This window comes from Microcystis viridis FACHB-1342 (genome assembly GCF_014698335.1).
GTDB classification, from domain to species: Bacteria; Cyanobacteriota; Cyanobacteriia; order Cyanobacteriales; family Microcystaceae; genus Microcystis; species Microcystis ichthyoblabe_A.
Window position 1 is genome coordinate 1 of the sequence record NZ_JACJSV010000032.1, and the last position, 14,625, is coordinate 14,625.

12 protein-coding genes and 1 CRISPR repeat array are annotated in these 14,625 nt (G+C 42.3%); of the genes, 8 read left to right on the top strand and 4 right to left on the bottom strand.

The genetic code is table 11. The features are described from left to right. Positions 1-118 precede the first annotated feature (118 nt). Positions 119-668: direct repeats of the CRISPR family, unit length 36 nt; unit sequence GTTTCCATTCAATTAATTTCTCTAGCGAGTAGAGAG. Positions 669-864: 196 nt separating this feature from the next. The 3 genes from cas2 to csx18 form a co-directional block, all read right to left on the bottom strand. Then, complete coding sequence (gene cas2 / locus H6G40_RS11975; RefSeq protein ID WP_002741946.1) at positions 865-1,143, bottom strand: CRISPR-associated endonuclease Cas2; 279 nt, start codon at positions 1,141-1,143, stop codon at positions 865-867. Positions 1,144-1,456: 313 nt separating this feature from the next. After that, positions 1,457-2,449: a CRISPR-associated endonuclease Cas1 gene (cas1, locus tag H6G40_RS11980; protein ID WP_002800581.1), complete on the bottom strand. Its 993-nt coding sequence runs from the start codon at positions 2,447-2,449 to the stop codon at positions 1,457-1,459. A gap of 13 nt (positions 2,450-2,462) precedes the next feature. After that, positions 2,463-2,741 (bottom strand): CRISPR-associated protein Csx18, encoded by a 279-nt coding sequence (gene csx18, locus H6G40_RS11985; RefSeq protein ID WP_002741944.1) that lies wholly within the window; start codon positions 2,739-2,741, stop codon positions 2,463-2,465. A 194-nt stretch (positions 2,742-2,935) separates the two neighbouring features. On the opposite strand from csx18, the gene H6G40_RS11990 reads away from it, so the two are divergent. The 8 genes from H6G40_RS11990 to H6G40_RS12025 all read left to right on the top strand — a co-directional run bounded on the left by H6G40_RS11990 (position 2,936) and on the right by H6G40_RS12025 (position 13,799). Further along, positions 2,936-4,189, top strand: coding sequence for a helix-turn-helix transcriptional regulator (locus H6G40_RS11990; RefSeq protein WP_190537728.1), 1,254 nt, complete (start codon positions 2,936-2,938; stop codon positions 4,187-4,189). A 118-nt stretch (positions 4,190-4,307) separates the two neighbouring features. After that, a complete protein-coding gene (gene cas10 / locus H6G40_RS11995) occupies positions 4,308-7,319 on the top strand; it encodes a type III-B CRISPR-associated protein Cas10/Cmr2 (protein ID WP_190537730.1) in 3,012 nt (1,003 codons plus the stop codon). Then, positions 7,319-8,458, top strand: a complete 1,140-nt coding sequence (locus tag H6G40_RS12000) for a type III-B CRISPR module-associated Cmr3 family protein (protein ID WP_190537732.1) — start codon at positions 7,319-7,321, stop codon at positions 8,456-8,458. The genes cas10 and H6G40_RS12000 overlap by 1 nt, the downstream gene beginning before the upstream one ends. Before the next feature lie 58 nt (positions 8,459-8,516). Then, positions 8,517-9,296 carry a type III-B CRISPR module RAMP protein Cmr4 gene (gene cmr4 / locus H6G40_RS12005; protein ID WP_069474357.1) on the top strand — a complete coding sequence of 260 codons (780 nt, stop codon included), beginning with the start codon at positions 8,517-8,519 and terminating at the stop codon, positions 9,294-9,296. Between the two features lie 9 nt (positions 9,297-9,305). After that, positions 9,306-9,869, top strand: a complete 564-nt coding sequence (locus H6G40_RS12010) for a Uma2 family endonuclease (RefSeq protein ID WP_002751434.1) — start codon at positions 9,306-9,308, stop codon at positions 9,867-9,869. Between the two features lie 20 nt (positions 9,870-9,889). Then, positions 9,890-10,279, top strand: coding sequence for a hypothetical protein (locus H6G40_RS12015; RefSeq protein ID WP_069474356.1), 390 nt, complete (start codon positions 9,890-9,892; stop codon positions 10,277-10,279). 63 nt (positions 10,280-10,342) lie between these two features. Continuing rightward, the gene (cmr6, locus tag H6G40_RS12020; protein ID WP_069474355.1) at positions 10,343-12,346 is read left to right on the top strand and encodes a type III-B CRISPR module RAMP protein Cmr6; all 2,004 of its coding nucleotides are present in this window, start codon (positions 10,343-10,345) and stop codon (positions 12,344-12,346) included. A 4-nt stretch (positions 12,347-12,350) separates the two neighbouring features. Beyond that, positions 12,351-13,799, top strand: a complete 1,449-nt coding sequence (locus tag H6G40_RS12025; RefSeq protein ID WP_069474354.1) for a hypothetical protein — start codon at positions 12,351-12,353, stop codon at positions 13,797-13,799. Between the two features lie 462 nt (positions 13,800-14,261). Here H6G40_RS12025 and H6G40_RS12030 read toward each other — a convergent pair whose 3' ends face one another. After that, complete coding sequence (locus H6G40_RS12030; RefSeq protein WP_002736670.1) at positions 14,262-14,534, bottom strand: lipopolysaccharide assembly protein LapA domain-containing protein; 273 nt, start codon at positions 14,532-14,534, stop codon at positions 14,262-14,264. Between the last annotated feature and the right edge of the window lie 91 nt (positions 14,535-14,625).

Sequence of the window (14,625 nt, forward strand, 5' to 3'; positions counted from 1 at the left end):
ATTTTGGGTCTGATTTGTTTTTGTTAATGATCAGACAGTACCTGATGAGCCTTTCTTTGTCAACTCTTGAGGTTGATGCGTTTCATTTTTGAATTGGCGAACCTTAACGGTCTCTTTGGTTTCCATTCAATTAATTTCTCTAGCGAGTAGAGAGCGGAATACTAAACGTCACCGATAACGGCGATTACGTTGTTTCCATTCAATTAATTTCTCTAGCGAGTAGAGAGGAGACAGCAATCGTTATCTTGCCGAATTTAACCCCAAGTTTCCATTCAATTAATTTCTCTAGCGAGTAGAGAGAGTAAAAAATGAAGACGGGTATTCGCATTGAAGGCATCTCGTTTCCATTCAATTAATTTCTCTAGCGAGTAGAGAGTTATCGAGGGGGATAGAGGCGCGGATCGACCTCTAGATTTCCATTCAATTAATTTCTCTAGCGAGTAGAGAGGTTTATCATCAGCCCAATAAACTGTATCTCCTTGTCTATTTCCATTCAATTAATTTCTCTAGCGAGTAGAGAGTTGACAACGGCGGCTACTATGATCTTTTTGATTACCATTTCCATTCAATTAATTTCTCTAGCGAGTAGAGAGTAGATTTAAGTAAGTCAAATATAGTTTAGCACTACTTTAATTTCCATTCAATTAATTTCTCTAGCGAGTAGAGAGAGCCGGTAGGCAAACGTCCGAACAGGATTGGGGTTCGGAAGCCAGTTGCGACGGATAAGTTAATTATAGCTAGATACGGTCGCACAGTCAACCCCATAAACCACAAAACCCTTATCCTGTGGTAGATCGAGGGATTTTACCGGAAACCGAGGTTATCTGCTCCCACCCCTATCCGTCGCTAGTCGATGATACCGAATCAGATGATCGTAGAACTTGGCGCTTTAGTTAGCGGGACACCGCCTAAAGTCTCTATTTGTGCTAAAGTATGGCCAGAGATGGGGTAAAATCGAATACTATCCTCGTTTTCTTTGATTTGCTTTTGCAGGCGTTCTCTTAACTGATTGTATAGAGATTTGCTTAAAACACACTCGAAAACTGAATACTGAACCCGTTGGCCGTATCCTTCTAGTAAATCAGCCACTTTTTTACGTCTTTTATTGCAGGGAATATCATAGGCGATGACATAAAATAACATGATTAAGTAGGTAGGTATTGAAAACTTTCAGATACCCCCCTTATTAAGGGGTGTGCCTGAGTTATTGGGTATTTCGCAATCTTAAAGTTTACGGCAGGAAGTATTGAAAACTTTCAGATACCCCCCTTATTAAGGGGGGATTAAGGGGGGATCCCCCCGCCTATCGGCACCCAAAGAGATCGCCCATAAAGAAAATCGGGTTCATGGCGAGGGATTAAGGGGGGATCCCCCCGCCTATCGGCACCCCCCTTATCAAGGGGGGCAGGGGGGATCGAACCTAAAATCCATTTTTAATTTAATTATAACCAGCTACTTAACGGATCAAATAGGGCTGATACCCATTACTGGGGGAATAAACAAAGGATTTAAAGCATTTAACCTGTTGGTATAACAAATCCCAGCGCGGTTGTTTTTCCTCCTCGCCGGATTGTACTTCTTCTTCCATTCGCTGAACAAAAGCTCTTAACATTTTTTTTCGCCCGGAACTATTTAAATAACAGCCACCATTTCGATAGTCAAAATCTTCCAGAACACTGATCACACTTCGATTAACAAGATACAACATCAAAGAATCGATAATCGGTGCGCGAAATTCCTCGATTAAATCAGACGCTAAGGCAGCGTGACGTTCCGAACTTTGATGCAAACAAGCATCATAAGGATCGAGTCCTTGAAGCTCGATTAAAGCCAGCAAATGGTTCCATAGTATCTGATAACCGAAACTCAAAATCGCATTGACCGGATTACCCGGAGGACGACGGGAACGACCTAAAAAGGTGAAATCAGGATTGATCAAACAGTCTCCCAACGCCGAAAAATAACTGTGGGCTGCCGCTCCCTCAAAACCGATCAGACGATCAATACTCTGGGCCTTGGCCGACTGTTCGATCAGATACTCGATACTTTGAATCGATCGAGCCATATTATCCGTTCCCCTTTTCCTCTGTTGTCGGAGCAGAATAACCCGACTATTTTTTAATTTAGCCCCCACGATCGCCCTAGCTACTATTAATCGATCGCTCGCGCTCAACTGCTGCTGGTAACGACTTAGATAACGATAACCTCGCTCGATCGAGATCGAGCGCCCGTAACAATAACCCATGCGTGACAGATAAACGATCGGGATATTTTTCCGTAAACAAGCGCGGATCGCCTCGGTCGTCATCTGAGACTTGCCGAAAATTAAAACCTGTTCCACCAGAGGTAATTGTACCGACCCTAGAACCTGCCCTTCTCGCTTAACTAGCAGGTTTTCCCCCTTGACAGACACATAACAACCCTGTTGGGAAACATACAGACATCTCATCTGGATACCTCCCTCACTCGTCCCGTCTTCTTTCGATCGAGCGATTGGCTTCCCGATGGGTGAGTCTGTATGTTTCTCTGATACTATCTGGTAATCGATCTCGCCAGAGCCAGATCACCACTCGATCGCCGAGAGAAACAACGATAAATGTGGAAAGCGTGATCAGGGCCGTGTTCACAATCACCGCCAGTAGTCCTAAAGGTGCAATTAAGAGGATAATCAGCGTAATTGTTCCATTAACTCCCGATACCGTACAATTCCGAATGAAAGCACTCCTTTTGGATATATACATAACCTTTTTCTCCTAGATAGAGAGCGACACTCCCTACCAAGATAGCCCTAAATATCTCTTCAATACCCTAAAAAGCCAATAATTTAACCCCTCGATCGATCGGCTAATTTTTCCAGTCCTGATCGGATTTTCTAGCCCTCGGGGTGAAGTAAATTTATATCGGCTTTCCCCTTGACTGAACCGATTGCATCTGTATGACTCAGCACCTCAAATCCCCTAGGGAAAGAACACTGCGTGAACGAGATAGTCGCGAGTTCCAGCGACTTATGCTCCTGATCGCCACCCTCGTCCGACACCCCGGAGTCGGTTATCAAACCCTCGATCCCTCGGAAAATTACCATTCGGGGAAAGATCACAACGCATTAACAGAAGTACAGGAACGGGTGAGAGAACTCGCCGCCACCCTCGCCCTCGGTTGGCCCGCGGAATATCCCTCCATTGCCACCCTGAGAAAAGACATAACGACCCTACGGGATTACAAAATTCTCGATCGCCACGTCTATCGCTGGGGGTATTATCTCGGCACCGGGGTTATGAGTCCCGACGAACTTAAAATCGCCTTTGATGCACTCCGCTCCCGGGCCCTCTATCAGGGTGATCCGAGAATCCGTCAGATCTATCACCAACTCGATCGCCGTCTTCAAGGGTTTACACTCGGCTCCCGGGCTGACTTTCTCTATCCCGTCTGGGAACAACTCGATCGACCGATCAACTATACCGATCCGGAAGAGATGATGGAACGGGGAAAATATCGCCAAACTTTATACGAGAAAATCGACACCCTAGAACAGGCCATTGTCCGGGGAGAGGTAATCGAGATCGCCCGACCGATCGATCCCTATCAAAAGAAATTTACCGGGCTTTTCCCGATCTATCCCCTCCAGCTAATTTACCGTGACATTGGCTGGTATCTCCTCTATGAAACCTATCCCGATGGCTGTCTGGCCATCGGCCGACTCAATCGTTTCGCCGGTCATTGTCGAATCCTCCCAGAACCCTCTCGCTCCCTCGAAGAACAGCGCCACAGCCTCAATAATGCCCACAAACTGATTAAAAATGGCTGGGGCTTGAATTTGGGGGATTTAGCAGCGCAAAAATTGGAATTAGCGGCACAATTAACCCTAATTACCGTTAAAGTTCGCTTTTTTCATCCTGTGAGTTACTTTATCCGGGAGGGAGAAGCACGTCACCCCCGGCAGCAGTTGACAAATCCCCAGATCGACCCGCAGACGAAAATCCTTAACTCGATCGATTACCACATCGCTCTCCCGTCCCGTTCCCTGGAAGAATTTCTCTGGTGGGTACAGCGTTATCTCGAACAGGCCCAGATTCTCTCTCCCCCAGAAATGGCCGAAAAACACCGGCGATCGGCGCAAATGTTGGTCGATCGATATTCTCCCCAAAAAGACGATAATCATAGTAAAAAATTCATACCACCAGAAACTTAGACAGGATAAGCTTTTGAAGCTTTTTAGAAAAAATCTTCAAAATATCGTGTTATCTCTAGCAGTTACTAGGGCATATTGATATACTGAGAACATCGGTCAGCAAGGAGTTGAGGCGTTTATGGCCCTAGGATACTGGCAAGCGAAAATCTGGGGATTACTCCACGATCCTATCTTCAAAGCCCTACATAGCAACTCAGGACGCGCTGATAACAGCTTCTGGAGAGATTTAGAAGTAATGAAGTTGTGGGGAAAACATAACCCCGAAGAATCGACTAAAAAAATTCTCAAACAAATCAAACTAGCTGACTATATCACCTCAGCCAGCGATCGATCGGCGATCGGTAGTTTAACCCAATTCGTTAACTACGATCGAGAAACAGGTCTAGAATTGCGTCACCTCCTCTCCGGAGAACCCTTAGATCTCAAATTAGCCGACACAACCCATCAGAAAATCGCTTCTAACCGCACAGATTACTTAAAAGAACAGGAAAAACGGCTATTTAACCAAATTCCCGACAGATTACGCACAGGAATCTCAGAAAACGAAGCTAAAGAACTATTTTGGTGGTTATGGCGCTGTCTTCCCCAAGCGGCGACGAAATTACTCGATGACGAAAATCTGCTTTTAATGCCCGCCGAAACCAGAATACCGGACGGATCGATCTGGAGTCATGCCAGTTTAACGGCAGCCATCGCCGGGGCCCTAGCGGGATATGATCTCACGTCCGAGGATGTGGTCAATAAATGGCCGACGGGAAAACAATTATCCCACGCTTATCTCGTTAGTTTCACCTTTTCCCCTGTGCAAGAACTAATCAAAGCCAGCCGCAAAATGCGCGATTTTTGGGCAGGTTCTTGGATTCTGCACTATCTATCTGCTCAAGTCTGCTGGCAACTGGCCCAACAATACGGTCCTGATAGTTTGATCTATCCCTCTCTCTACGCACAACCCTTAATCGATCGATGGTTACTAGAGAAATATCCCGATTTTAAACCCTGGATCGACCCACCGAGCGATCGACAATTACTAACCGCCGGATTTCCCAACATTATTATCCTCGTCTTGCCCAAAGATAAGGTGGCAGCGGCCATGCAAACCGCTAAATCTAGTTTATTAAAAGAATGGAAAGAAATTAGTCGGCAAGTTTTCGAGGAATTGGGAGAACGTCACTGGATGCCCAAATTAAAAGAAAATAGTCGTACCTGGGACAGTTGGTTAAATGCCCAATGGCAAACCTATTATGTGGGAGTCCCCATCGGTAGAGAAGACCAACTCCTCACCAGTAGCGAAATTTACCAAGAAAACGAAAATAGTGCCGAAAATCAAGCCGAAGACCCAGAAAAAGCGCAAAGCTGGCGAGACAAACAAAACGAACTTTATAATCTAAGTGGCGACAAGGCTTTATTCTTAACAAAAGAGCAGGAATTTCTGCAAAAAGCTGGAAAACTACGCCTTGAGAAATGGAAAAAACATCCCTTTAGTTCTAATGTTGGTTCTTGGTGGAGTAGTGCTTTCGATCAAAACCGTTCGGCCCTTGCTGCCGTCAAAAACGCCCGCGATTGGCAGATTCCCACCGCTTTCGGCCCCCGTTCCACCATTTCTGGACTTGGCCCCGTCGTCCATCCCGATAGTAACAACGATTGGATTAGCGAAAAAGCAAGCAAAGAATACTGGCAACGAAATGCCGGATTATTCGATGGGATCGAACAACTCAACGCCACGGAAACCGTTAAACGCGGATTACACCTAATCCTGCCAAAACTCTTAAAAAATAGCGACCAAGAGCGTCTAGATGCCGCTTATCCCGATTTAACCGTGGGAGTCGCCGGTTATCTCAAAACAGGCGGTGATCTCGACTATTTTCATCGAGTTTGTCGCACCATCTCGCGTAGGTTAAGAGAAGACGGGAAAAAGATTCCCCCGGCACTTACCCAACCCTGGGGAATCCCCTACATTGACGATCACATCGAACCAGAATATAAACGTTATCACCCTCGATTTCTCAATGCGGGATGGTTAGTAGAAGAACTAGAGATTACCGATGAAGAAATGGCTAATTATCGCCATCAATTAAGCCAATTAATTGACCAAAACTATCCCCACAATAACCCGGCTGATTGGTATGTTATCGCCGCAGGAGATGGTGACGGAATGGGGGAATGGTTAAAAGGCCAAAAAATGAAACCCTATCGAGAATATATCCCTAAGTCACTTCATCAATACGCCGATCATCCCCCGACCGAAACCGATACCCTAGAAAAAGAAGTACAAAAAGCTTTTGGCGATTTTGTCACCCTCAAAAAACGCATGGGACCATCTACCCATAGCGCCCTCAGTCGCGCCCTTTTAGACTTCTCTAATCAACTCGTTCCCTACCTCACCGAACAACGCTATGCAGGACGCTTAATCTATGGTGGCGGTGATGATGTTCTCGCCTATACTAATCTCTGGGAATGGGATAAATGGTTATGGGATATCCAGCAATGTTTTAAGGGAGAAAAAGACCCCCATGGGGAATTTAAGAACGCCGGTGACTATTGGCAATGGGAAGGCGAAAAACCTGCCGAAAATCTCTCCAAACGTCCCCTATTTACCATGGGAAAGCGGGCGACTATCAGTTTCGGTATTGTCATCGCTCATCATTCCGTACCCCTTGCTATCGCCCTAGAAAATCTCTGGGAAGCCGAGAAAAAAGCCAAGGAACACGCCTATAAAGGCTTTGACGGCAAAAAAGTCAAAAAAGATGCTGTACAAGTGCGCGTTCTCTACGGTAACGGTAACGTCCTAAAATCTACGGCTAAGTTTGATGTTTTTTATCAATGGCAACAACTTCTCGCCGGTAATTCCGATGCCAGTTTATTCGAGGCAGTGGCCGGCCTTTGGCAACAGCATCCTATACCAATGATAGAAGCGATCGAGGTTTGGGTCAAGGCGTTCTCTAGCCGTCGGGAAAATCTAACAACAGAGAACAGAGAAGCTTTTCAAAAAGACCTAAGCAACTTTCTCAAACATCTTTGGTTAACCACGGAAAATGATCCTAATGATCTTAACGAAGCCGTGCGTAGCTGGATGAAACTAGCGGCTTTTATGACTCGAAAAAGAGAGATTAAGATCGGAGGTTCCATTTAATGTATTGGTACACAATCACTCCCCTAGATGTTCTTCTCCTACGCGATGCCAAACCCTTTAGTCCAGGAGAAAGAGCCTGGGCCGGAAGTACATTTCCCCCCAACGGTCACACGATCGCCGGTGCTTTAAGTGCTTTACTAGATCGCTCTAAAAATAGTTATTTTAAAATCACCGGTTCATTCCTATCTTTTGCTGGAGATACTTTATATCTACCCCGTCCTTTAGGATTCGCCAATTCTGACCCATTAATTCCTATTTCTTGGAGTGATAATTTAACGATTTCAGAAAAGCATATATTTTGGGATCGATCGAAACCTGCCCCCTTAGCTAAGGCTAAACCTAACAAAAATTGCCAAAATCGAGAAAATGAAGCGGAAGAAGAGAAAGAAGGTAAATATCGTCAGTATCTACCTTTTAAAGTTATTCTCAATTATTTAAAAACAGGAGCGATCGACCCTTGCCAATGGTTAGTAAAACACAAAGGAGAAGATAAACCCTGGCAAGAAGAAATTCGTTCCCATAATGCCATGAAACCGGGAAGTAAACAGGTAGAAGATGCCGATGGATACTTTGTGGAAAAAGCGATCCGAATGCTACCCGGTTGGAGTATAGCGATCGGAATTGATGTTAATATTCCCACCCCCACAACTTTGCGGTTAGGAGGAGAAGGACACCGAGTTATACTGGAAAAATGCGATAATTTAGGTCAACAATGGCAAGAATTAAAACAACAATCCGAGGAGAACTTTAAACAAATAAATAAAGCGATCGCTTATCTCGTTACCCCCGGTATTTTTGAACGCCGTCACGATAATAATCAAGCCATTTGTCGCTCTTGGCCCTGGGAATGGAAACTCGCCCATACTGTTAATAGTAATCAGAAACCGGGCAATCTAGTCAGTGTCGCAACCGATCGAGCTATCCCGATCAGTTGCCGCATTCAATCAAAAGAAAATACTAGCATTCCCGCTCCCCAAGTCTTCGCGGCCCCCGCCGGTAGTCAATACTATTTAAATCAACCCGATCGCCTATTTCAAGAGCAGCCCAATAGTCCCGAATATCACCAACGCTGGCGCAAATTAGGCTACTCAGAATTACTTTGGATCAAATTTGATCGCTGTTTTTGGACAAGCGAATAGGGGCAAATTAGGCTACTCGGAATTACTTTGGATCAACTATAAAGGAGAATAATTAATCATGAACTTAATCCACTTTTATCTACTTTCTCCCCTACATACCGGAGGAACCACTCAAGAGGGGAATCTAGTGGGTATTGCTCGTGAATCCCATACCACTTTACCCTATATTCCCTCCAGTACAATTCGCGGGAAAATCCGTTCTTTAGCTACCGAAGAAAACCTAAAATTTAAGTTATTCGGTAATGAAATCGATAAAGGTGCAGAAAACTTGGAACAGGGAGACATCTGGATAGGAGATGGTTCGATTCTCTGGTTGCCCGTCCCTTCCCTTAGTCACGGTGTCGTCTGGATCACTTCTCCTTTACTTCTTCGTCGTTGGACAAGATTAACTAATCCTAGTCTGACAATTCCCCCCGAATATAGCTGTAGTTTTAAAAAGGCCAACACCAACGTTTATCTCAAGGATGCCATTCTCAAGGATAATGATCTAAAAGACTGGTCAAATTGGCAAAGTTTTATTCCCAACAACTCTGTCAGTAGTGGCATTAATAAAGTCTTAGTATTACCCGATCAGCATTGCACGACTCTAATTCAAATGAGTTTATGGAGACAAGTTAAAATTAAATTAGATGAGCATAAATCCGTCGATGGAGGATTTCGTTATGAAGAAGCTATTCCCCCCGACACCTTAATGTATTTTCCTTGGGGTATTACCTCTCAAGCTAATGGAACCAGACAACAATCCCAAGCTGATTTTAAACAGTTATTAGCAGATAATGACATTCTACAAATCGGCGGACAGGAAAGTTTAGGACGTGGTTTTGTGCAACAATGGTAGAGGTAATTTATGACAGCTAATCTTGCCTTAGCTAAATGGTCAGTGGTCGATTATCATCGCATGATTGCGGCGGGAATTTTAATCGATCGGCGTGTAGAATTACTGAATGGAGATATTCTCGAAATGAGTCCAGAAGGCCCTTTACATAAAGACAGTGGAGAAGGATTAGCCAACTTTCTCCGTCAACGTCTCAAGGATAAAGCATGGGTAAGAGAAGTTGGACCCATTACCTTAGAAAACTCAGAACCTGAACCCGATATCGCTGTAGTTTTTCCCCCTCGTTCTCGCTATCGAGATCATCATCCCTATGCCGATGAAATTTTTTGGTTAATCGAAATTTCCGACTCAACTCTCAGTAAAGACTTAACCGAAAAAAAACACATCTATGCCCAAGCTGGTATTGCAGAATATTGGGTAGTTGCCATCAAAAATCGAGAGATTTATGTTTTCCGTCAACCGATAAATTCTGATTATCAATATCAAGAAAAATTTAGTACAGGAACCTTATCTGCTGCTGCATTTCCCGATATTGTTATCTCTCTTGATGCCCTTTGGTCAGGTAATATTTTTTAACTTTTGGAGCCAAAATAACCATGACATTCGACCCTAGAACGATTAGCAATCCCGTATTCACTGCCTTGCAAAAATTGTCCTCAGATACTGCTGATAATAGTCGCCGCAAAGAACAAAAAAATCAAGCTCTTGAACTTTATACCTATCTTTCTACTTGGGGAATGATGCGCCTAAAAGCCGAAGAAACTGCCCTCAATCAAGAAGGAAAAAAACAGGTAGTTAAAAAGTATTTTCAATGCCTAGAAAAGTTATCTAAAAGAGATAATCTTTCTAATTCTCAAGGATTAACTACTCTCAAGGATTTATCTACCGATGATTATCTAGGACTAACGGGTTTAGGCTTGGAAATCGCCCAAGAATTTAGCTTCTGGGCTAATGCCATCTATTCCGATGTGGAAAGTGGGGACTAACTCAGGTAAATTGTCACCACAGTTTTTATAATTCATTGAACTAGAAAGGAAATTATAATTATTATGTCCCATAGCCCCTTACAACGTCCTAATCCCCCTCAAAAACCCACCCTAAAAAATCAAGCTATAAAACCCACAAATAACAACCAACCCCCTAAAAAGCCTCTTAGTGGTGGCGGCGGCAATAATAACGGCGGTGGCGGCAATAACAATCCTCCTCCACCCTCACCGTGGTTAGACCCCGAAAACGAACCTCAACCCGACCAATCAGCCAGTTTTGTCGAATATCTCCGTTGGATGCGTGCTGCCGACTATCCACACAAAGATGCGACTAAAACCCAAATTCTGCAAACAGCCCAAGAAAATGCTAACTATACTCAGCGTCTTGAGCAACTCAATCAACGTACCCAACTGTTAGCGAAAGACGGAATCGCTTTTCAAGTCAAATCCACTTGGCGTATTCGTGTCGGTGGTCATCGCGGACCGGAAAGTATTCTTTTACCTGCCTTTGATGCCCTCGGAATGCCCTATATTCCATCTAGTACATTGCGCGGTGTTGCCAGAAACCAAGCCATCCGAGAAATCATGGCGGAAAATAATCTGGAATGGAAAGACGCGGAAAAAGAAATCGCCCCCTATTTTGGTGATATAAACGCCAAAGAGGAAAAAAATAAAACGGGTAAAGTTGTCTTTTTTGATGCCTATCCTTTACCTTCTAAGAACGGGGGGTTAGAAATGGACATGGCTAATAATATTTGGTCATGGAAAGATGATTCTCTAGAATATTCTCCTAACCCTAATCCTTTTTTCTCTCTCAAAGAACTAACTTTTTTAATTGGTTTACGTTTACGTCTAGCTAGTAACTGTCAAGATGAAAAGATACTTGAAAAGGTAAAACAATGGCTGAAAAAAAGTTTACAGCTTGGCATAGGTTCACAAGTCAATACAGGTTATGGACAATTGATCTTATCTGGAAAAAACCCAAGATTAGAATCGGAATTTTATCGATTGGATTTTGAGCTAGAAGGTCAATTAATTCATGGTTATCAACGATTCACCCAATGGCAATGGAATGAGCGACGCAATGAATGGCAAATGCGGAGCGCACCCGTTGCAGAAGTTCGTCCGACAGCCTTTAAATCGATGATGCGATACTGGTTTCGTGTTTTTGCATCTGGAGTTTTACCTATTAACAAAGTTCAAGAGATTGAATCTAAATTAATTGGAGGTATTAATCCTAAAAAATACGGTGTTCAAGAGATTGAATCTGAATTATTTGGCGGTATTAATCCTAAAAAATACGGTTATCTACAAGTGAATATTCTTGAGGGTAAAGTTACCCAAAAAGAACCTCGAACCAATCCTCAGGGTAAAAATGATCCCTGTGGTGAACAACGGGGAACTTTAGTCTTATCTTTGTCTTCCGAAACTCCAAAAGATAAACAAGAAGCTGTCAAAAAATTAGCTAAATATTTGACTTGGTTTTTAGCTAATATGGGTGGTATTGGTCAAGGTGCGAGAAGACCTAATTATTCTCGCAAAAGTCGTGAAAGCGCCCCATGGTTTCGTGGTTCTACATTTTATATTGACAGTGAAGAAGATTTTTGGGCAATGCCCAATAATGTGCAGGGGTTTAAACAACAATTTCAGCAAAGATTGCGAGATTTTTATAAATCTTTAAATCAAGTTACTGGCACTAATATAAACTCTAATAATTTAAGGATAGCTGGTCAAGTTTCTCAAAGTAATTGGATTGATGCGGCCGATAGTAATTGTCAAATTTTTGTCTGTGCAGGAAATGAACAAAGAGGTAAACCCCATGCTTTAGCAATTCTTCACAGTGATACTTTGAAAATTACCGGTAAAAATGGTCAAAGAGAATATGATGGTAATCTCTGTGGTAAAGTCAGTGGTGGAGCTAAACCATCTCCCGTGTGGATTGCTGATTTAGGAGATTACCAGATAGTTACTGTATTCGGTGCTAATCTGAATCCCCGTCAAGAGTTTATCAAACAATTAAGAAGTAATACAAGTCCTCAAAATTTTGCTCAAATATTCCCTTTATAATCTCATGAAATCAATTTTAGTTGCAACGATCGGAACCAGAGATTTAATGTTTCAAGTCACCACTGGTGACTGGTATAATATTGGCGATGATCGCATGAAAGGTGATATTCTCGGAGAACAGATAGAAGTAGTGTCTGATTTAGCTCTGACCGAAAAATCATCTTTTCGAGAAATATCCCAATACCTTTGGGAAAACATTGAATATTATGGCGATCAAGTAAAACCAGTCATTTTGGGTAAACTTTTGGAAGATAAAATCAATGATCTCGAAAAAGTTTATTTAGTAGTAACTGATCAAAATGAAACAGTAAAAGAAAGAGAAAAAGATACTCTTTACTCAGGAGAATTAATTAAGTATTGGCTAAATAAATTAAATTCTGATTTGGTAGTAAATATTCTCTATATAGGTAGAAATGATGAAAACCCTTCTAACTTCGAGAAAATGTTCCGTTGGTGGCAACAAGTATGGAAAGAAAATATAGAACCTCAACCCGATCAACCCATTTTATTGTGCTTAAAAGGTGGGGTGGGGCAAGCTTCAGAAGCGTCGAGAATTTCGGGATTGAGTTTTTATGGAAACGATATTAAATTCTATGAATTTATTCCCACTCCTCATGACAATCAAAAGGGCATTTCTTCAGATTACACAGGGCCTTTTTTAGGGACTAACTATCTTTGGGATCGCACTCGACAACAAGCCCTACAATTATTAGAACGCTATGATTATGCTGGTCTTCAGAACTTAGTTAAACCTTACTATGAACAAAATAAACAAAAATGGAAAGAAACTTATGCTCTAATTAAATCTGGAGTAAGCTGGAATCAAGGACAATTTGAAGATTTTTTTCAGTCCGCTTCTTTTAGTTTCAATAATCAACAAAAAGAGCAGCATCAACAATATTGGTGGATGGCCTATGAACAAGCTTATACCGCAGTAGTTAGACTAAAACAAAAAAATACAACCGAGGCTATGCTTCATAGTTTCCGAGCGGTAGAAGGCTTAATTTATGAGTGTTTAAAACATGAATTTAAAGACTATATGGTTAATTCTGAATATACTTATTCATCTTTAAAATCTTCGGTCTTAACTAAGTATCCTGATTTGAGCATATTGTTTGTTAATGGGACAAATAAAACTGACATATTATTAGACAGTCGCAATCAACAACGAGTAATTGAGTTGTCTATTAATGTCGATCTAAAGGATTGGGGTTCTGCAGAATTGCGTAATCATAGAAATCGATTATCTCACAAATTAGGAGGTATTAGTGAGAAGGAATTATATCAAGCTTGGGGAAAAGATACTTACAATCAAAAAGACTGGGAAAAGCGAATTTTAAATTGTCTCAATCTAATCACAGAAAATAAATTTAATTATTTATGGCAAGGAAGTTTATTTGCTTCTATTCATGAGAGAGTCAGAACAGCTATCAAAAATTATAATGTTGTTTAAAGTACAAAATGCAATTAGCTCCTACAATATACACCCGGGATGCTGCCGATAAATGGCTCTCTTGTTCTTGGTGTGATCTCGCGTAGCGAGCGCGTTGCGACCAGTTTAACTTATATAAGACCGATCGATCTTTGTGTCCTTTGTGTCTTTGCGGTTCGTTCCAGTCGCTCGCTGGCAAGACTGTATTTTAGAACACATTTTACCCACCAAACCCTAAGAGAACCGATAAATTAGCCAGTCAAAAGACTATTTAGGGTGTGCTGAATAAATCTAAAAACCTTGTTGGATAAGAATTTTAGACTTTTTTCCCATCAAAAAGTGCCAGACCTTGGGGTGATCGGGGGGGAAATTTAGGCACTTTTTCCCTGAAAATTAGGTAATTGACCCCCTGAAAATCGGTAAAACCCTACACCCCACACCCCACACCCTACCCCCAGGAAAAACTTTTTCAGCAGACCCTATTTAAAAATCAAACTCGTCTAACCCCGATTCTGGGGGAGAAAAGCGACTGCGAGGAGATTTTTTCGACTTTCTCAAAAAAGCGGGAATAACTGCGGCCATAAAAAATCCCATTCCCAAAGAAAAAGCCAATAAAATGCCGATGGGTACTTTAATTGACTCAAATTGTAGAAACTTTAAAGAAACTGGTTGGATATTTTGGATAGCAAAAACTGCCATGGTCATAATCCAACCACCGACAATAGCACTAGCTAAAAAATTAGTGATTGTATTCATGTTTGTCCTCGCTAGGTTTGTAGGAGATTTTTTAACCTTTTGTAGGCTAAGTAGGTAGGCTTGAAAAATTATCAGATGCCCCCCTTATTAA